Origin of the sequence: Rhizobium sp. NZLR11 (assembly GCF_019685115.1) — a bacterium.
Lineage (GTDB): Bacteria > Pseudomonadota > Alphaproteobacteria > Rhizobiales > Rhizobiaceae > Rhizobium.
The window spans coordinates 98,598-116,311 of record NZ_JABDWD010000008.1 but is presented as its reverse complement, the minus strand read 5'-3'; the positions used below and the strand labels follow the sequence as shown (position 1 = coordinate 116,311).

Below are 17,714 nucleotides of genomic sequence, written 5' to 3'. Positions count from 1 at the left end.
GAATGCCGGACAGATGTAGGTCGGAGAGATATCAAACGCAACGGCCAATCAAGGGCTTCGCGTTTCGAGGATCCGCATCAGCCGGCCGCGATAGCTGTCGAGAATGACGGCAAGCACGATGACGGCGCCGATGACGATCGGCTTGATATTGTCGTCGGCGCCGAGAAGCTGCAATCCGGTCGACAGGACCTGCAGAATGCAGGCGCCGACCAGCGTGCCGATGATCGAGCCTTTGCCGCCCGAGAGGCTGGTGCCGCCGATGATGACGGCAGCGATGGCATTCAGCTCATAACCGATGCCGGCAACCGGGCTGCCGACATTGAGGCGGAGCAGATAGACCATGGCGGCGATGCCGGCGGTCAGCCCGGAAATGGTGAAGACCGCGATCTTGTATTTTTTCGGCTGATGTCCCGAGAGCCGAACGGCCTCTTCATTGGTGCCGATGGCGAAGACGAAGCGGCCGAAGACGGTATAACGCAGCACGAACCAGCCGATGAGGACGACGACGACCGCAATCAAAAAGATCGATGGGAGTATGCCCCAGAAGATCAGGTTGCCGAAATCGACGAAAGGCTGCGGCAGGCCGGTGATAGTCGAATTGTCGCTGACGACGCGCGCCAGGCCGCTGGCGACGTTGAGCATGCCGAGCGTGACGATGAAGGAGGGAAGCTTCCACTTCTCGCAGATCCAGCCGTTGACGGCGCCAAGCACAGCGCCGGTGCCCATCGCGGCAAGACAAGCGAGAATAATCGCCTGCCATGGCGAAAACATCGGATTGATCATGATCGTTGCGCCGATCACCGTGCAAAGGGCAAGCAGCGAGCCGACCGAAAGATCGATGCCGCCGACCAGGATGACGAAGGTCATGCCCGCAGCAAGCACGGTGTTGATGGCAATCTGCACGAAGATCTTCAGGAAATTCTCCGGCGTCGCGAAATAGGGCGCGGTCGCCGAGAAAAACGCCAGGATCAGAATGAGGGCGATGGCGACGCCCGCCTCCTTCATCGAGATCCGGATAAGCTTGTCCCAGAAGCGCGCCTCTTTTGCCTCGGTCTGTTTTTCAATGTTGGCGGACACGACTGTACTCCTTGTAGGCGAGCGACAGGATCCTGCTCTCGTCAAATTGTTCGCGAGCGATTTCGCCGGATATTTTGCCGTCGGAGAAAACGATGATGCGATGGCAAATGCCGATCAGCTCCGGCAGATCCGAAGATACCACCAGCACACCTTTTCCTTCGGCGGCAAATTTCCACAACAGCTCATAAATCTCGGCCTTCGCACCGACGTCGATGCCGCGGGTCGGCTCATCGAAGATCAGCACCTTGGGGCCGCGGAACAGCCATTTGGCGATGACCACCTTTTGCTGATTGCCGCCGGAAAAGGTCCTGACGGCCTGATGGATGGAGGGCGTCTTGATCCGCAGCTCGCGCACCAGGCGCTGGGCGTGATCATCCTCCGCTTTGCCGCTGATCAGGCCGTTGCGGGAGATCTTGGCGAGATCGGTTATCGTGGAGTTTTGGGCGCAGCTCATGTCGAGCATCAGGCCCTGCATCTTGCGGTCTTCGGTTGCCAGGCACAGCCCGGCCGCAACGGCATCCTTCGGCGAATTGATTTCGACCAGCTCGCCATTCAGACGGATTTCGCCGGATGCCTTGACGTCGGCGCCGAAGAGAGCCCGAACCGCCTCGGTGCGGCCGCTGCCGACAAGGCCGGCAATGCCGACGATTTCGCCCTTGGCGACGGAAAAGGACAGTTCCGGGCTGTTGCGGTTCACCTTCAGGCCGGAAACGCCGAGCGCTTCGCCAGATACGATGCTGTCGCCTTTAAAAATGCCGTGATCGGAAAGCTTGCGCCCGACCATCAGCTCGACGATGTCAGGGATAGCCAATCCCGCCAGCGGACGGGTAATCACATGCTGGCCGTCGCGCAGCACCGTCACGTCGTCACCGACGTCGAAGATCTCCTCCAGCCGGTGTGAGATATAGAGCGTGGTGACGCCACGCCGCTTCAGGCGCTTCAGAATTTCGAAGAGGCGATCGACCTCCTTGGAGGTCAGAGTTGCCGTCGGTTCGTCGAGAACGAGAAGCTTGCTTTCGTAACAAAGCGCCTTGGCGATCTCGACCAGTTGCAGCTGCGCGACGCTGAGGCTGCCTGCCAGCGTCGTCGGGGCAACGTCGAGACCGACCTCTTCGAGGAGTTCGGCCGCCCTGGCGTTCATCGCCTTATAGTTCACCAGGCCATATCGGCGCGGCAGATGCTCAAACAAGAGATTTTCGGCAACCGTCAGGTTGGACAGCGGGTGCAGTTCTTGGTGAATGACGCGGATGCCGGCCTTGAACGCCTCCAGCGGCGAGGAGGGATGGTAAGGTTTGCCGTCAAATAGAATATGGCCGTCATCCGGCCTGAAGACGCCGCCGAGCAGATTGATCAGCGTCGACTTTCCGGCACCGTTCTCGCCCAGGAGAACGTGCCCCTTGCCGCGGCTGATCCGCATCGAGACATCCTTGAGGGCCACGACGCCGGGGAAGCGCTTGCCGATCCTTTCCAGTCTCAGGATATCGTCATCTGCTGCGTCTGACACGTCGACCTCATGCACGATTGGAGCAATTCCAGGAAAAGTGTGAAGCGGTTTTCCCAGGCAAAGCGCGAAGTGCTTTTGCCGGGAATTGCGTAAAAACAAAAAGCTAGAGCGGTTCTGCGCTTCCATCAAAAGCTGAAACGCTCTAGGCGATCCTCCACGAAAGGCGCATCGGAGAGGCTCGAAACAAGCCTCTTCCGGAGCGATCAACGCGTCGATCGGTTGGTAGTCGTTGGCGCCGACAGCAAGTCGGCGCCTCTTTGCCTTGTCGTCGGTAATCCCGATTATTTCAGATCGGCTGCTGTGACGAGCTTGACGTCGGTCTTGACCCAGCCGGTGAATTTTTCGCCGGCAAGTTCCCGCATGCCATAGTCGATGCCCATGACCGCCATCTGCGCGCCGTACTGTTCGACGGTGGCGAGCATCTTGCCATCCTTGATCAGCGGCTGAACGGGCGGAATGTTGTCGAAGCCGACAACCTTGATCTTGCCGGCTTGGCCGGCCGCATCGAGAGCCTTGACGACGCCGAGGGCCATGGAGTCGTTGGCGGCCATGACGCCCTTGATATCCTTATATTTCGTCAGGAAATTGGTCATGACGGTGTTGGCTTCCTCTGTCTCCCAATGGGCGGTCTTGCTGTCAAGAAGCTCAAGCTTGCCGGTTTTGATGGAACCCATGAAGCCTTCCTTGCGCTCCTTGCCATTGTCGGCCTCGGGGTTGCCCTCGAGGATGACCACCTTGGCGCCGGGTCCGAGGTCCTTGGCAAGCGCATCGCCCGCAAGCTTTGCGCCTTCCTTGTTGTCTGGCCCGAAGAACGCCAGATCGATACCGGCTGCCTTCTTGGCACCGGCATCAAGCGGCACGTCGATGTTGATGACCTTGACGCCGGCCTTAACCGCCTTTGCCAGCGGCGTGGCCATTGCCTTTGAATCGGCCGGCGCCACAACGATGATATCGTATTTCTGGGTGACGAAGTTCTCGACGGCATCGACCTGCGAGGCGAAATCACGCTCGTCCTTCATGCCGACGGCCTTGAAGTCGAACTTGTCCTTGTTTTCCGCCGCATATTTGTCGGCGCCGGCCTTCATCTGCTTGAAGAACTCATTCGACAGGGACTTCATGATCAGGCCGACCTTCGGCTTCTCGGCCGCAAAGGCAGGCGACACGCTGCAGGACAGCGCCAGCACCAATGTGCCGGCGAGGCCGAGCCTCAAGGCCGCACGGCGCGGCGCATTGATCAAGACGGATTGACGCTTAGAATTGGACATTTTTTCCTCCCGAACGGCTCTGGGCTCAGCTCCATCTGAGTTGCCCGCGGCAAATGAACCGTTTCCAACACGCACTGGGTAACACGCCCTTAGGAATTGTCAAGATGACTTTGATGAGGCAAGCAGCTCAAAGAAGCGGCAATTTTCTTCCCTTTAGTGACGTGTATGATGAACCGGTTCCATTGAGTGATGCACTGCCTTCATGCTATGAGAGACGGCCATTATGAGTGACGTGCAGCCCTTTGACTGGGGCGGCAAAGACCATTAGCTGGAAGCTGCGGTCATGCGCCCTCGGGCGTCTTGCGAAGGCGAAGATGAAGGGCAACTGTTTCTGTCATGTCAAAGGTCGGGATTAGAGAGGTTGCCACGCTTGCGGGAGTTTCCACCGGCACCGTTTCGAGGGTTTTGAACGACCATCCCTCGGTGACCAAGGAGTTGCGGGCACGCGTCACCGGGATCATCAAAGACCTCGGCTATATGCCGGACCCGTCGGCGCGAAGCATGCGCAGCAAGATTAGCCGCCTCATCGGCATCGTCATTCCGGATCTGACCAATCCGTTCTTCTCGGAACTCGTGCAATCGGCGGAACAAGCGGCGGCCAATCACGGCTACAATATCATCGTCATGACCTCCCTTGATCATGCCGCCAAGGAAGCCGACCGCATCCAGCAGCTGACGAGCCGTAAGGTCGACGGCATCATCCTCGTTCCGAGCAATGATTTCCATACGATCAAGCTGCCGAAGGGATTGCCGATCGTCGTCGTCGACCGTCTGATGCCAGGATATTCCGGCATTGCCGCCGATCACCGCAATGGCGTTCGCCTTGGCGTCGAGCATCTTGTCAAGCTTGGGCATCGCCGCATCGGCTTCATCTCAGGGCCTGGGCATTCCGTCCCCGCCAATGACCGCCTCATGGGTTATCTCGACGCATTGGAGCAGATGGACGGCGGCGCAAAAACGGCAGGGCCGCCCCTGATTGCCGAGGCGGCTTTCGACTATGAGAGCGGTCGTTCGGCGGGGAATTACCTTCTGGCCCGGGCCCGCAACGAGCGGCCGACGGCGATCTTTGCAAGTTCGGACCAGCAGGCAATCGGCTGCATGCGGGCCGCGCATGACCTGGGAATCCCGGTCCCTGCCGCCCTTTCCATCATGGGCTTCGACGGTATCCCGCTCGCCAGCATGACGACGCCGCGGCTGACGACGGTGAAGCAGCCGATTCAAGACGTGGCCGCGGCTGCGGTGGCCGTTCTTTTGAACAAGCAGACCGCGCCCGAACTCGACAATCCGATCCTGTTTGCATGCGAGGTTCTAAACGGGGAAACCACCGCCCCGCCCCAGCCGGATTAACGCACACCCGGCGGCCCTGCTCAGGCAGCGATGCCCTGGTTGCCGCTATTGCGCAGCATGTTGCGGAGGCGATAGGCGATCGCCAAGGGTTTCGGAAACGGCTTGCGCAGGAAGGCGACCTTGCGGACATAGTCGTCGATCCGCCAGCTCGCCCAGGTGCCGCCGGCAAAAAACGCGACGTCGCCGGCGCAAAGCGTTCGTTCGGTGCCGTCCTCGGCGGTGATATGGACCTCGCCTTCGAGGATCATCACGGTCTCGTCCCAACCGAAATACCAGCGGAATTCGCCGGCGGTGCAGTCCCAGATCGCCGTCAGCGAGGCCTCGTCATGGCCGCGCGAATGTTCGGCGGTGCGGGCCTGCGGATTGCCGCTGACGATCCAGTCCGGATTGATCGGCGAAGGCTTCAGCGGCAGCAGGTCGCTTGCATGCGCGACGAAAGATTTCCCCGCCGGCTTCGCCACGGCATAAGGCACCGAGCGCGCCGCCATGGCGACCGCACTTGCAAGCATCAGCTTCCAGGCCATGAACAACCCCAATTGTTATCCCTACCGAGGGGGTAGCAGAGAGTCGTAAGAACCTGGTTCACGCGGGGACTAAAAGTTTAACGATTGGGACGGCGATCTTGAAAGGCGGGCTAAAGCCCTTTGTTTTTATGCATGTCGTTGTCCCGGAACCGCTGCACACTTCCGGGCGACATGCATTAGAAAGCGTCTTGAAAGTGCCGCGGCAGCCGGCCGGGCGTGACCGCGACGATATCATAGCGCTGGGAAAGACGGGCCTGATCCGCCTGGCGGGCGAGCCAGAGATCGCTTGCCGCTCGTATCCGTTTTTGGGCAGAGACAGAGACGGCGTCGACGGCTGCGGCTTCGCCATGGCGGGCCTTGACCTCGACGAAGACAGCGAGATCGCCTTTGCGGGCGATAATGTCGATCTCGCCGAACCGGGTGCGGTGGCGCAGCGCCAGGATGCGGTAACCCTTCAGCATCAGAAAGAGAGCGGCGACATATTCCGACATCAGCCCCCGGCGCAGCGCTTTTCTTCTTATGGCGGTGAGGTCGTTATCGCCCATCGGCGCCCTTCAGCTCCAGCAGGCGCTGGTAGAGCACCTTGCGCGGCAGGCCAGTGAGACGGGCCGCCTCGGTCGCCGCCTTGGCCGTCGGCATGGTCTTGACGAGATCGGCCAGCACGGCTTCGACATCGGCCTCCGGCGTTTCCACAGGCTCGGGCGGGCCGACGACGAGGACGATCTCGCCCTTGACGTTTTCCACCTGCTGATAATGCGCGGCAAGCTCACCAAGCGTGCCGCGGCGGAATTCCTCATAGGTCTTGGTCAGTTCACGGCAGACGGAGGCAGGCCGGGTGCTGCCCAGCACATCGGCGGCGGCCAGAAGCGTGGCGCCGATACGGTGCGGCGATTCAAAGAAGATCAGCGTTGCCGGGGCTGCGGCTAATTCGCCAAGACGATCGCGGCGGGCCTTGTCCTTGACCGGCAGGAAACCGGCAAACAAAAAGGCATCGTTCGGCAGGCCGGAGCCGACAAGGGCTGCAAGCGGTGCCGAGGCGCCGGGAATGGGGATGACGCGGTGACCTGCCGTGATCGCCTGCTGCGCCAGCCGATAGCCCGGGTCGGAGACCAGCGGCGTGCCGGCATCCGACACCAGCGCCACCGAGCGGCCGGCCTCCAGCGCCTGGATGAGCCGCGGGCCGGCCTCATCGGCATTGTATTCGTGATAGGCGAAGGGACGGTTCTGGATGCCATAGCGGTCAAGCAGAACGCGGGTGACGCGCGTATCCTCGCAGGCAAGCACATCGGCGCCGGCCAGCGTTTCCAGCGCCCGCAGCGTGATGTCGCCGAGATTGCCGATCGGCGTGGCGACCAGATAGAGCGCCGGTTCCAGCGGCCGCGCCGGCACCGCCATATTGTGCAGGCGGAAGCTTCGCCGGTTGGCGGCCTGCTCTGTCGTTTCCTCATTCATGCCATTTGCTTTCGTCCCGCCGTCATCGCGCCTTTATGGGCGAGCGGCGCAGCTTCGGCAAGGGTTCGGATTTCTGTGCGCATTGCGCTGGAAAACCGCAAATGCAGGCGCCTGGCCCTCCATGCCTCTTGCAAACCGATGCTGAAGTCTGCCATTTTGCCCGTCCACTCACCCGGCCCAGGCCGGGAAAGCATTCTTCGGGTGCTCGATGCGCCCGGACAGTCACGGTCGAAAGCGGTAGCATCCCATGCGTATTACTATTGAGCGGTCAAACCTGTTGAAATCGCTGAACCACGTGCACCGCGTGGTCGAACGTCGCAACACGATCCCGATCCTGTCCAACGTATTGCTGAAGGCCGATGGCCAGAACCTTGACATGAAGGCGACCGACCTCGACCTCGAGATTACCGAGGCGACGCCGGCAAGCGTCGAGCAGGCCGGCGCCACCACCGTTCCCGCCCATCTTCTCTACGATATCGTGCGCAAACTTTCCGACGGATCGGAAGTGCTGCTGGCGACCAGCGCCGACGGCGGCTCGATGACCGTGCAGTCCGGCCGCTCGAAATTCTCGCTGCAGTGCCTGCCGCAATCGGACTTCCCGGATCTGACCGCCGGCACCTTCACGCATTCCTTCAAGCTGAAGGCGGCCGATCTGAAAATGCTGATCGACCGCACCCAGTTCGCGATCTCGACTGAGGAGACCCGCTATTATCTCAACGGCATTTTCTTCCATACGATCGAGAGCAAGGGCGACCTGAAGCTCAGGGCGGTCGCCACCGACGGCCACCGGCTGGCGCGCGCCGATGTCGATGCGCCCTCCGGCTCCGAAGGCATGCCCGGCATCATCATTCCGCGCAAGACGGTCGGCGAACTGCAGAAGCTGGTCGACAATCCTGAAGTGATGGTGACCGTCGAGGTCTCCGACGCCAAGATCCGCCTGACAATCGGCTCGATCGTCATGACCTCAAAACTGATCGACGGCACCTTCCCGGACTACCAGCGGGTCATCCCGACGGGCAACGACAAGGAAATGCGCGTCGACTGCACGACCTTCGCCCAGGCCGTCGACCGCGTCTCGACCATCTCGTCCGAACGCGGCCGCGCCGTGAAGCTGGCGCTTTCCGAGGGGCAGTTGACGCTGACCGTCAACAATCCGGATTCCGGCAGTGCGACCGAGGAAGTCGCCGTCGGCTACGACACGGATGCGATGGAAATCGGCTTCAATGCCAAATACCTGCTCGACATTACCGCGCAGCTTTCCGGCGAAGAGGCGATCTTCCTGCTGGCCGATGCCGGCTCGCCGACGCTGATCCGCGACACGGCAGGCGACGATGCGCTCTACGTGCTGATGCCGATGCGCGTCTGACGGGAACGAAGGCCTCCCGTCTCCGTTTTTCCTCCTGTCGAAGCGGAGGATCCGATGATGACAAACACGGGAATGGTGCGCATCGGCGTATCCGGCTGGACCTATGCGCCCTGGCGTGGCCAATTCTACCCGGAGGACCTGCCGCAGAAGCAGGAGCTCTCCTACGCTGCCCGACACTTCCCGTCGATCGAGATCAACGGCACTTTCTACAGTCTGCAGCGTTCCGAAAGCTTCGGCCGCTGGCGCGACGAAGCGCCCGATGATTTCGTCTTCGCGGTCAAGGGGCCGCGCTTCATTACCCATATGCTGCGGCTGCGCGCGATCGAGACGGCGCTCGCCAATTTCCTTGCCTCCGGCCTGCTGCGGCTCGGCCCGAAGCTTGGGCCGATCCTCTGGCAATTTCCACCGAACATGGCCTTCGATGCCGATCTTTTCGAAAATTTCCTGGCGCTGTTGCCGCAGGACCGCGATGCAGCGACAGCACTTGCCAAGCGGCATGACGGGCATGTCAAGGGACGGGCCTGGCTTCGAAGCGACGGCGATCAGCCGATCCGCCACGCGCTCGAAATCCGCCACGACAGCTTCCGCTCTGCCGCCTTCATCGAGATGCTCAGACGCCACAATGTTGCGCTCGTCTGCGCCGACACGGTGGAATGGCCGCTGCTGATGGATATCACCGCCGATTTCATCTATTGCCGCCTGCATGGCTCCGAACAGCTCTATGTCAGCGGCTACGCGGACGAGGCCCTCGACCTCTGGGCAGACCGGATCCGCTCCTGGGCAACCGGCGGAGAACCGGAAAATGCGACGCGGGTGCTGGCGCCGCTTACGCCGCGCAACACGGGCCGCGACGTCTATCTCTATTTCGACAATACCGACAAGAAGCTGCGCGCGCCCATCGACGCCGATCATCTGAGCGAAAGGCTTGCCGATCTCATGCCGCGTTCGGCGCCGAAAGCCGCATGAGCTGTTGATGCCGATGTCCTCGTTGCGAAAATCCTTGTCCCGGGAACGACAACCGGCATATTAAGGCATTCGATCAACGTGCGGATGGGTGGAGAATGCGCTTACGAGTCAAGGTGAAGGAACACCTCGGGAAGAGATTCGATGAGGAGATCCGTTTCTTCCGGGGCATGATGCAGGGGCCGAAGACGGTGGGCTCGATCGTGCCGACCTCCTCGATTACCGCCAAGCGCATGGCAAGCGTCATCGACATGCATTCCGGCATGCCGGTGCTCGAACTCGGGCCGGGCACCGGCGCCATCACCAAAGCCATCCTCGGCCGCGGTGTGAAGCCGGACAATCTGGTCGCGATCGAATATTCGACGGATTTCCACCAGCATCTGCAGCGCGCCTATCCCGGCGTGCACTTCATCAACGGCGATGCCTTCGATCTTCAGGCGACGCTGGGTGAATTCGGCGACCGCACGTTCGATTGCGTCATCTCGTGCATTCCGCTTCTGAACTTCCCGATGGCGATGCGGGTGTCGCTGCTCGAAAGCCTGCTCGACCGGCTGCCGGCCGGCCGGCCGGTGGTGCAGATTTCCTATGGTGCGATCTCGCCGATCGCCGCCAATCCCGACCGCTACCATATTCAGCATTTCGACTTCGTCATGCGCAACATTCCGCCGGCGCAGCTCTGGATCTATCGGCGCGGCTGAGATGTTCGGGCTCTACATCACCCATCCGCAGGTCCGGATCGACGCCAACGTGCCGGTGCCGAAATGGGGGCTTTCCGATGTCGGCGCGGTGCGCGCCCGCAAGGCAGCGGAAAGCATCTGGGCGCGGCAGTTGCGGCGCATCGTCTCCAGCGACGAGACGAAGGCGATCGAGACAGCCGAAATTCTGGCGGAAGCCGCCGGCGTGACGATCGAGATCGTCCACGGCATGCACGAGAACGACCGTTCGGCCACCGGCTTCCTACCGCCGCCGCAATTCGAAGAGGCGGCCAACTGGTTCTTCGCCCATCCGGAAGAGAGCTTCAAAGGCTGGGAACGCGCCGTCGATGCCCAGCGCCGGATCGTCGAGGCGGTGAAGAGCGTTCTTGCCACACATGATGCGACAGCGCCGATCGCCTTCGTCGGCCATGGCGGCGTCGGCACGCTGCTCAAATGCCATCTGGCGGGCAAGCCGATCGGCCGCGACCGCGACCAGCCGGGCGGCGGTGGCAATCTCTATGCTTTCGGCCTTGCGGATCGGCTCCTATCATGCGACTGGACACCCATCGAAGACTGGCAGGGGTGACTTCAGATGGACGCACGCGAGCGGTTGATCGTCGGCCTGGATGTTCCAACGATCGACGAGGCGGAAAGACTGGTTTCAACGCTCGGCGACGACATTGTCTTCTATAAGATCGGCTATCAGCTGGTCTTTGCCGGCGGCCTCGAATTTGCCCGCGACCTTGCCGCAAGCGGCAAGAAGGTCTTTCTCGACATGAAGCTGCTCGACATCGACAACACGGTTGCGTCAGGCGTCGAGAACATCGCCAAGATGGGCATGTCGATGCTGACGCTGCACGCCTATCCGAAGGCGATGAAGGCGGCAGTCGAGGCAGCAGCCGGTTCCAGCCTCTGCCTGCTCGGCGTCACCGTGCTGACCTCGATGGATGCCGAAGACCTTGCCGATGCCGGCTATAGCCAAGATCCGCACAGCCTGGTGCTGCGCCGCGCCGGACAGGCGCGAGTTGCCGGCATGGGCGGCATCGTCTGCTCGGCAGCTGAGGCGGCCGAGGTGCGCGAGATCGTCGGGCCCGACATGGCAATCGTCACCCCCGGCATTCGCCCGACCGGCAGCGACCATGGCGACCAGAAGCGGGTGATGACGCCGTTCGACGCGCTGAAGGCAGGGGCGACGCATCTCGTCGTTGCCCGGCCGATCGTCAAGGCGCCCGATCCCCGGCATGCGGCCCGCGCCGTCCTCAACGAAATGGTCGGCGCGCTCTGGCCGGCAAACCGCTGACAGAACCCAACACAAAAGGGAGAAGATCATGGCCAAGGGATACTGGATCGCCCGCGTCGATGTTCGCGATGCCGAGCGCTACATGGATTACGTGGCGGCGGCCAAGCCGGCCTTCGAAAAATACGGCGCGAATTTCCTGGCGCGCGGCGGCGCCTTCACCGAACTCGAGGGCAAGGCGCGGGTGCGCAACGTGGTGATCGAATTCCCCTCGCTGCAGCATGCGGTCGACTGCTATAATTCGCCGGAATACCAGATCGCCGCGAAAATCCGTCAGGAAGTGGCGGATGCGGAAATGGTCGTCGTCGAGGGCGTCTGACCCGGCTCGAATCCGCAAAAACTGAGGGCGCGATAGGCCTTCCCGTCGCGCCGGGATTGGGCTAAGACGGAGCCGATACAGCATCCCGCCAAGCCTTTCGAGGAGCCTGCCATGACCCTTGCCAACCTGCCGCCGCTCGTCACCGTATTCGGAGGGTCCGGCTTTGTGGGCAGGCACGTGGTCCGGGCACTCGCCAAGCGCGGTTATAATATCCGCGTCGCCGTGCGCCGTCCCGATCTCGCCAATTTCCTGCAGCCGCTCGGCAATGTCGGGCAGATCTCCTTCGTGCAGGCGAACCTGCGCTATCGCAGCTCGATCGACCGCGCCGTCGACGGTGCGAGCCACGTCGTCAATTGCGTCGGCATTCTGCACGAGACCGGCCGCAACACCTTCGACGCCGTGCAGGAATTCGGCGCCCGCGCGGTTGCCGAAGCGGCGCGCGGCGCAGGCGCCACGCTGACCCATATTTCGGCGATCGGCGCCAATGTGAATTCGGATTCAGGTTATGGCCGCACCAAGGGCCGTGCCGAAACCGCAATCCTCTCCATCAAGCCCGATGCGGTGATCTTGCGTCCGTCGATCGTCTTCGGACCGGAGGACAGCTTCTTCAACAAGTTTGCCGATATGGCCCGCATGTCGCCCGTCCTGCCCTTGGTCGGCGGCGGCAAGACGAAATTCCAGCCGGTCTATGTCGAGGATATCGCCGAGGCCGTTGCCCGCGCCGTCGATGGCAAGGTCGCAGGCGGCAAGATCTATGAGCTTGGCGGGCCTGAGGTCTTGAGCTTCCGCGAATGTCTCGAGACAATGCTGAAGGTGACGTGCCGCAAGAACCCGCTGGTCTCCCTGCCCTTCAGCGTCGCTTCGCTGATCGGCAGCATCGCTTCGCTGATCCCCTTCGTGACGCCGCCGATCACCCCGGATCAGGTTCGCATGCTGAGATACGACAACATCGTCTCCGCAGCAGCCGAGGCGGAAGGCCGCACCCTGCAGGGCCTCGGCATCACGCCGACCATGGCAGCGTCGGTGCTCGACTCCTATCTCGTGCATTATCGGCCGCATGGCCAGTACACGGGCACCGGCAAGGCCGCCTGACCAATTTTTTGAATCTTCGGAACGACGCCGTTCGCGCATGACGCGGACGGCGTTTTGCTTTGCCGGCTCAAGCAAAGCTGGCACAAGTTTGAAATGGTGTTGTGCCGGCCATACCAAGTGCAGTTGCATAAAAGACGCATCGGAAATTTTGTGGAATTAACGCCAAATTTAGCAGGAACGTTTATTGCTATTTGCCATTCCACTGACTACCAAACCCGCGCGTCTTCCGACGGACTCAACGCCTGGGATCGCGTGCGGCAATCACTGTGAAAGGCAATTCTCGATGGGCAAGTCAATCGCGCTCCTTTTTGCGTGTGCGGCGCTAATCATCCTGGCAGGCTCCTTTGTGGCTCCAGGTTCTGTCGCGGCGATAAAGGGTGATTGCTCGCCGGCCTACGGCGTCGATCCTTGCTCGACGGCTTCGATCAGCCATTGACGAAAAGGCCGCGCCTCGATGCCGGCCTCACAAAGACAAGCAGCGGCCGGAGCGTCTGAAGCAGGACGTTCCCAATAAACGCTCGGTCTTGCCGGCTTTAAAAGCAGCGGGCGTCTACTCTTTCAACATTGCTATCTGAAAAATCGGCTGCTTCCGGAAATCGGGGGCTTGATGGCCAAGCGCGCCGGGGCATTTGCATTCGCGCCTGGAGATCGCGCGAATGCAATGCGTTTTTAGGAATGTCTCAGGCGATCAGGCCGGTTGCCGCCATGCCAAGCAGCAAGACACCGAGAATGATGCGGTAGACGGCAAACAGCGTGAAGCGGTTGCTTCTGATATAGGCCAGCAGCCATTTGACGGCGACGAATGCGACGACCGTGGAAACAACGAAGGCGATGCCGAGCGCCGTCCAGTCCTCGTTTGCCGCGCCGCCATCCTTGAAAGTCTTCAGCAATTCATAGCCGCTCGCGGCATACATGGTGGGGATACCGACGAGAAAGGCGAATTCGGTCGCAGCGGCGCGGTTGCCGGTGCCGGCCAGCATGGCGACGAAAATCGTGGCGCCGGAGCGCGAGGTTCCCGGGAAGACGCCCGCAACGATCTGGGCGATGCCGACCAGGATGGCGACAAGCCAGGTGATCTCCTTATGGGGGGCTTTGCGCGCCGCGGCCCATTCGGCGAAGATCATCCAGATACCGCCGATGATAAGCGCCCAGGCGATCGGCGTTGCGGTCTCCGGCAGTTCAAAGCCGAGCTTCTTGACGATAAGTCCGAGAATTGCGGTGATGAGGAAGGCGGCGATCAGCTTGGCGGCGTAATCGCGGTTCTCCGGCACCCGCCAGCCCAGCAGCAGATCCAGCAGGCGACGCCAATAAATGATGGTGACGGCGAGGATAGCACCCGCCTGAATGACGATGTTGAACATGTCCGACCGGTGGCCGAGCCATTGCTCCGCAATGATGAGATGGCCGGTGCTCGAGATCGGCAGAAACTCGGTGATCCCCTCGATGACACCGAGAATGGCAGCATTGATATAGTCCATAAATTGTCTCCGGTTTAAAGGTCGGTCAGACTTGAGCCGCGCTTGAGCCTAGCTTCAGCCGATCAGGCGCGGCCGCTATCCTCATACGCAAGAAGCGTGTTTTGTCTTTCGTCAGTTGGCGTGAAAGCCGATTCGCTTGTATTGGCCGGGCCAAACTCCTATAGCTTCAACCAATGAGTCATGACTAGGGCGCTATAACCGAGCTGCCACACAGTCCTGTAACAGCAATCATAAAGCCCGAGTATCGATGCCCACGCTTTATCATCATCCCATGTCATCCGCATCCCGCTTCGTCCGGCTGATCCTGGCCGAATACGGCTATCAGGCCGATCTGATCGAGGAGCAGACATGGGAGAAGCGCCGGGATTTCCTGGCGCTCAACCCGGCCGGCACGCTGCCGGTCTATGTCGACGACAGCATGCGGGCGCTCTGCGGCGCGACCGTCATTTCCGAGTACCTGGACGAGACGCACGGCGTGTTGAAACGCGATCGGCGGCTGCTCGCCGAGGACCCGTTCCAGCGGGCGGAAATCCGCCGGCTGAGCGAATGGTTCATGCAGAAGATGGAAAACGACGTGACCAAGCCGCTCGCTCGCGAGCGTGTCTACAAGTTGCAGATGACCGCCGATCAGGGCGGCGGAGCGCCAGATTCGAAGGTTTTGCGCACGGCCCGCGCGAATATTCGCCAGCATATGCGCTATCTCACCTGGCTTGCCGGCTCGCGCCAGTGGCTGGCTGGCGAGCGGATGAGTTATGCCGACCTTGCCGCCGCGGCCTCGATTTCGATCCTCGACTATCTCGGCGAGATCGACTGGGCGGATGCGCCCCTCGTCAAGGACTGGTACCAGCGGCTGAAGTCGCGTCCCTCCTTCCGGCCGATGCTGACCGAACGGGTGCGCGGGCTGACGCCGGTTTCGCACTATGCCGACCTGGATTTCTGACGAGGGCTCTTCATGCCCGAAGCTGATAGAGATGACAAAGAGCGCCGCCGCCGCGACAATTTGACCGCGTTGGTGCGGGCGGAATCCGCCGCCAAGGGCTTCGATCTCTGTCGCATCACGCGGCCCGACGCGATCCCGCAAGCGAAGGAGCGCCTTGGCGAGTTCATCGATGCCGGGTGGCACGGGACGATGGCGTGGATGGCGGAGACGCGCGAACGGCGCGGCGATCCGCTGACACTCTGGAGCGAGGTGCGCTCCGTCGTCGTCTTCGGCCTCAATTACACCCCGGAGGAAGATCCGCGCGGCATTCTCGACAAGCCGGACAGAGCGGCGATCTCCGTCTATGCGCGCAACCGCGATTATCACGACATCATCAAGGGCCGGCTGAAGGAGATCGCCACGCGCTTTGCGGCACGCGCCGGCGCCGATGTGAAGGTGTTCGTCGATACCGCGCCTGTGATGGAAAAGCCGCTGGCGGCGGCAGCCGGCCTCGGCTGGCAGGGCAAACACACCAACCTCGTCAGCCGCATACACGGTTCGTGGCTGTTCCTCGGCACGATGTTCACCACGGCGGATCTTGCCGTCGATGCTGCGGAGACCGATCATTGCGGCTCCTGCCGCGCTTGTCTCGACGTCTGCCCGACGGCCGCCTTCCCGGCGCCTTACCAGATCGATGCGCGGCGCTGCATCTCCTATCTCACCATCGAGCACAAGGGGCCGATCGACCCCGATCTGCGGCCGCTGATCGGCAATCGCATCTATGGCTGCGACGACTGTCTGGCCGCCTGCCCCTGGAACAAGTTCGCAAGCTCCGCTTCCGAGATGAAGCTGAAGGCACGGGAAGATCTGCGCGAGCCGACGATCGCCTTTCTGCTGACGCTCGACGATGCCGGCTTCCGCATCTTCTTCAGCGGCTCGCCGGTGAAGCGGATCGGCCGCGACCGCTTTATCCGCAATGTGCTGATCGCCGCCGGCAATTCCGGCGAGACGGCGCTGGTCGGGCAATGTCGTTTACTCGCCGACGATGCCTCGCCGGTGGTGCGCGGGATGGCGGTCTGGGCGCTGTCGCGGCTGATGGAGGCTGGCGAATTTACGGGTTTTGCCGCACGAAGGGCAGACGAGAGTGACGACGACGTGCTAAACGAATGGCGGCTGGCGGGAGTGAGCTGATGCATGTGATGATCTTTGGCTGCGGTTATTCCGGCACGGCGATCGCCAAGGCCTTCGCCCGCAACGGCGTGCGCATTTCCGGCACCACGCGCTCGGCCGACAAGGTGGAGGCGCTCCGGCAAAACGGCGTCGAAGCCTTCCTTTTCGATGGCGAGACCCTGGACGACCAGTTGCGCCGAGCCCTGGAGAGCGTCACCCATCTCGTGCAGTCGATCGCGCCAGGGAAGGGTGACCCGCTGCTGCGGCTGCTCGGCGAAGGCGGCGCAAGCCTGCCGCCCAGGCTCGAATGGATCGGCTATCTCTCCACGGTCGGCGTCTATGGCGATCACAAGGGCGCCTGGATCAACGAGGACACTCCGTGTGTTCCGGTTTCCGGGCGGTCGAAGGAGCGGCTCGAGGCGGAAGAGGGCTGGCTGGCGATGGGCCGGGAGCGCGGCGTGCCGGCGGCGGTGCTCCGGCTTGCCGGCATCTATGGGCCGGGACGCAATGCCTTCTGCAATCTGGACAAGGGCACGGCCCGACGGCTGATCAAGAAGGACCAGGTGTTCAACCGTATCCGCGTCGAGGATATCGGTGCGGCGGCCCGCTTCCTGTCGGATGGTGGCCTCGGCGGCATCTATAATGTCACCGATGACCGGCCCGGCCCGCCGCAGGATGTGATCGTCGAGGCGGCGCGGCTGATGGGCGTCGCACCGCCACCGGAGCAGGCCTTCGAAACCGCCGAACTGTCACCGATGGCGCGCTCCTTCTACGGCGAGAACAAACGGGTTTCGAATGCGAAACTGAAGGCCGCCGGCTTCGAATTCTCCTTCCCGAACTATCCGATGTCGCTTGCGCAATTGTGGCAGGACGGACGTTGGCGGGGTTAGAACCGGCTGCTCGATGTGACCGACGTCATCGCCCAAAATGAGTAGGAAATTCCTACTTTCCGCATTTGGCGGGACGAATTTCGCCCTTTATTATAGTTAACGGCCTTTAAATTTGCGCAAATGTGGCAGCAAATATGGCAAAGTCGGAAAAAAATTTTTGCGATTTTTGTGAACGCCGGGATGTTAACCATTCTTCTGAAAAATTCGTTCGGATTTTAACTGATTTCATTGTGTTTTTTCTGTCGCAGTGATCGCCGCCCGTTTCCGAAATTCCCCCGTCGCGCTCACGAATGTTACAGATTGTAATATTCCGTGATCAACCGCGGCACTTTTTCGCCACTTTTTCACAGATTTAA

Annotated in this window: 18 protein-coding genes; 11 read left to right on the top strand and 7 right to left on the bottom strand. The window is 61.4% G+C overall.

Annotated features, from left to right (window positions below; genetic code table 11):
* Positions 1–48: 48 nt before the first annotated feature.
* From HJB83_RS16020 to HJB83_RS16010, 3 genes are all read right to left on the bottom strand, one after another.
* Entirely contained in the window at positions 49–1,077 is a 1,029-nt protein-coding gene (locus HJB83_RS16020) for an ABC transporter permease (RefSeq protein ID WP_207582596.1), read from the bottom strand.
* Positions 1,061–2,581, bottom strand: a complete 1,521-nt coding sequence (locus HJB83_RS16015) for a sugar ABC transporter ATP-binding protein (RefSeq protein WP_207582595.1) — start codon at positions 2,579–2,581, stop codon at positions 1,061–1,063. The genes HJB83_RS16020 and HJB83_RS16015 overlap by 17 nt, the downstream gene beginning before the upstream one ends.
* Positions 2,582–2,862: 281 nt before the next feature.
* Entirely contained in the window at positions 2,863–3,846 is a 984-nt protein-coding gene (locus HJB83_RS16010; protein ID WP_207582594.1) for a sugar ABC transporter substrate-binding protein, read from the bottom strand.
* Positions 3,847–4,182: 336 nt separating this feature from the next.
* On the opposite strand from HJB83_RS16010, the gene HJB83_RS16005 reads away from it, so the two are divergent.
* Positions 4,183–5,193 carry a LacI family DNA-binding transcriptional regulator gene (locus HJB83_RS16005; RefSeq protein WP_207582593.1) on the top strand — a complete coding sequence of 337 codons (1,011 nt, stop codon included), beginning with the start codon at positions 4,183–4,185 and terminating at the stop codon, positions 5,191–5,193.
* A 20-nt stretch (positions 5,194–5,213) separates the two neighbouring features.
* Here HJB83_RS16005 and HJB83_RS16000 read toward each other — a convergent pair whose 3' ends face one another.
* The 3 genes from HJB83_RS16000 to rsmI form a co-directional block, all read right to left on the bottom strand.
* The gene (locus tag HJB83_RS16000) at positions 5,214–5,717 is read right to left on the bottom strand and encodes a cupin domain-containing protein (protein ID WP_207582592.1); all 504 of its coding nucleotides are present in this window, start codon (positions 5,715–5,717) and stop codon (positions 5,214–5,216) included.
* Between the two features lie 176 nt (positions 5,718–5,893).
* Complete coding sequence (locus HJB83_RS15995) at positions 5,894–6,262, bottom strand: YraN family protein (protein WP_207582591.1); 369 nt, start codon at positions 6,260–6,262, stop codon at positions 5,894–5,896.
* Positions 6,252–7,169 (bottom strand): 16S rRNA (cytidine(1402)-2'-O)-methyltransferase, encoded by a 918-nt coding sequence (gene rsmI, locus HJB83_RS15990; RefSeq protein WP_221116690.1) that lies wholly within the window; start codon positions 7,167–7,169, stop codon positions 6,252–6,254. Before rsmI ends, HJB83_RS15995 begins: the two co-directional genes overlap by 11 nt.
* A 247-nt stretch (positions 7,170–7,416) precedes the next feature.
* Here rsmI and dnaN point away from each other — a divergent pair, with 247 nt between their 5' ends.
* The 7 genes from dnaN to HJB83_RS15955 all read left to right on the top strand — a co-directional run bounded on the left by dnaN (position 7,417) and on the right by HJB83_RS15955 (position 12,901).
* Complete coding sequence (gene dnaN, locus HJB83_RS15985) at positions 7,417–8,535, top strand: DNA polymerase III subunit beta (protein ID WP_207582589.1); 1,119 nt, start codon at positions 7,417–7,419, stop codon at positions 8,533–8,535.
* A gap of 54 nt (positions 8,536–8,589) precedes the next feature.
* The gene (locus HJB83_RS15980) at positions 8,590–9,501 is read left to right on the top strand and encodes a DUF72 domain-containing protein (protein ID WP_207582588.1); all 912 of its coding nucleotides are present in this window, start codon (positions 8,590–8,592) and stop codon (positions 9,499–9,501) included.
* A 95-nt stretch (positions 9,502–9,596) separates the two neighbouring features.
* Complete coding sequence (gene pmtA, locus HJB83_RS15975; protein WP_207582587.1) at positions 9,597–10,196, top strand: phospholipid N-methyltransferase PmtA; 600 nt, start codon at positions 9,597–9,599, stop codon at positions 10,194–10,196.
* 1 nt (position 10,197) lies between these two features.
* Positions 10,198–10,779 (top strand): histidine phosphatase family protein, encoded by a 582-nt coding sequence (locus HJB83_RS15970; RefSeq protein WP_221116688.1) that lies wholly within the window; start codon positions 10,198–10,200, stop codon positions 10,777–10,779.
* A gap of 6 nt (positions 10,780–10,785) precedes the next feature.
* Positions 10,786–11,493, top strand: a complete 708-nt coding sequence (gene pyrF / locus HJB83_RS15965) for an orotidine-5'-phosphate decarboxylase (RefSeq protein ID WP_207582585.1) — start codon at positions 10,786–10,788, stop codon at positions 11,491–11,493.
* Between the two features lie 28 nt (positions 11,494–11,521).
* Complete coding sequence (locus tag HJB83_RS15960; protein WP_221116686.1) at positions 11,522–11,809, top strand: DUF1330 domain-containing protein; 288 nt, start codon at positions 11,522–11,524, stop codon at positions 11,807–11,809.
* A gap of 111 nt (positions 11,810–11,920) precedes the next feature.
* Positions 11,921–12,901 (top strand): complex I NDUFA9 subunit family protein, encoded by a 981-nt coding sequence (locus HJB83_RS15955; protein WP_221116685.1) that lies wholly within the window; start codon positions 11,921–11,923, stop codon positions 12,899–12,901.
* Between the two features lie 680 nt (positions 12,902–13,581).
* Here the strand turns inward: HJB83_RS15955 and HJB83_RS15950 are convergent.
* The gene (locus HJB83_RS15950) at positions 13,582–14,379 is read right to left on the bottom strand and encodes an undecaprenyl-diphosphate phosphatase (RefSeq protein ID WP_207582582.1); all 798 of its coding nucleotides are present in this window, start codon (positions 14,377–14,379) and stop codon (positions 13,582–13,584) included.
* A gap of 247 nt (positions 14,380–14,626) precedes the next feature.
* Here HJB83_RS15950 and HJB83_RS15945 point away from each other — a divergent pair, with 247 nt between their 5' ends.
* From HJB83_RS15945 to HJB83_RS15935, 3 genes are read left to right on the top strand one after another with little or no spacing between them, the layout of a single operon-like run.
* Positions 14,627–15,319: a glutathione S-transferase family protein gene (locus HJB83_RS15945; RefSeq protein ID WP_207582581.1), complete on the top strand. Its 693-nt coding sequence runs from the start codon at positions 14,627–14,629 to the stop codon at positions 15,317–15,319.
* Positions 15,320–15,331: 12 nt separating this feature from the next.
* A complete protein-coding gene (gene queG, locus HJB83_RS15940; protein WP_221132396.1) occupies positions 15,332–16,489 on the top strand; it encodes a tRNA epoxyqueuosine(34) reductase QueG in 1,158 nt (385 codons plus the stop codon).
* Positions 16,489–17,358 carry an SDR family oxidoreductase gene (locus HJB83_RS15935; RefSeq protein WP_221132395.1) on the top strand — a complete coding sequence of 290 codons (870 nt, stop codon included), beginning with the start codon at positions 16,489–16,491 and terminating at the stop codon, positions 17,356–17,358. Before queG ends, HJB83_RS15935 begins: the two co-directional genes overlap by 1 nt.
* Positions 17,359–17,714 lie beyond the last annotated feature (356 nt).

Excerpts from the sequence above, each read along its gene's own strand:
- HJB83_RS15970 (WP_221116688.1), top strand. The coding sequence starts at position 10,198 with ATGTTCGGGCTCTACATCACCCATCCGCAGGTCCGGATCGACGCCAAC.
- HJB83_RS15945 (WP_207582581.1), top strand. The coding sequence starts at position 14,627 with ATGCCCACGCTTTATCATCATCCCATGTCATCCGCATCCCGCTTCGTC.
- HJB83_RS15995 (WP_207582591.1), bottom strand. The coding sequence starts at position 6,262 with ATGGGCGATAACGACCTCACCGCCATAAGAAGAAAAGCGCTGCGCCGG.
- queG (WP_221132396.1), top strand. The coding sequence starts at position 15,332 with ATGCCCGAAGCTGATAGAGATGACAAAGAGCGCCGCCGCCGCGACAAT.
- HJB83_RS16010 (WP_207582594.1), bottom strand. The coding sequence starts at position 3,846 with ATGTCCAATTCTAAGCGTCAATCCGTCTTGATCAATGCGCCGCGCCGT.
- HJB83_RS16000 (WP_207582592.1), bottom strand. The coding sequence starts at position 5,717 with ATGGCCTGGAAGCTGATGCTTGCAAGTGCGGTCGCCATGGCGGCGCGC.
- pyrF (WP_207582585.1), top strand. The coding sequence starts at position 10,786 with ATGGACGCACGCGAGCGGTTGATCGTCGGCCTGGATGTTCCAACGATC.
- dnaN (WP_207582589.1), top strand. The coding sequence starts at position 7,417 with ATGCGTATTACTATTGAGCGGTCAAACCTGTTGAAATCGCTGAACCAC.
- rsmI (WP_221116690.1), bottom strand. The coding sequence starts at position 7,169 with ATGAATGAGGAAACGACAGAGCAGGCCGCCAACCGGCGAAGCTTCCGC.
- HJB83_RS15955 (WP_221116685.1), top strand. The coding sequence starts at position 11,921 with ATGACCCTTGCCAACCTGCCGCCGCTCGTCACCGTATTCGGAGGGTCC.
- HJB83_RS15935 (WP_221132395.1), top strand. The coding sequence starts at position 16,489 with ATGCATGTGATGATCTTTGGCTGCGGTTATTCCGGCACGGCGATCGCC.
- HJB83_RS15960 (WP_221116686.1), top strand. The coding sequence starts at position 11,522 with ATGGCCAAGGGATACTGGATCGCCCGCGTCGATGTTCGCGATGCCGAG.
- HJB83_RS15950 (WP_207582582.1), bottom strand. The coding sequence starts at position 14,379 with ATGGACTATATCAATGCTGCCATTCTCGGTGTCATCGAGGGGATCACC.
- HJB83_RS16005 (WP_207582593.1), top strand. The coding sequence starts at position 4,183 with ATGTCAAAGGTCGGGATTAGAGAGGTTGCCACGCTTGCGGGAGTTTCC.
- pmtA (WP_207582587.1), top strand. The coding sequence starts at position 9,597 with ATGCGCTTACGAGTCAAGGTGAAGGAACACCTCGGGAAGAGATTCGAT.
- HJB83_RS15980 (WP_207582588.1), top strand. The coding sequence starts at position 8,590 with ATGATGACAAACACGGGAATGGTGCGCATCGGCGTATCCGGCTGGACC.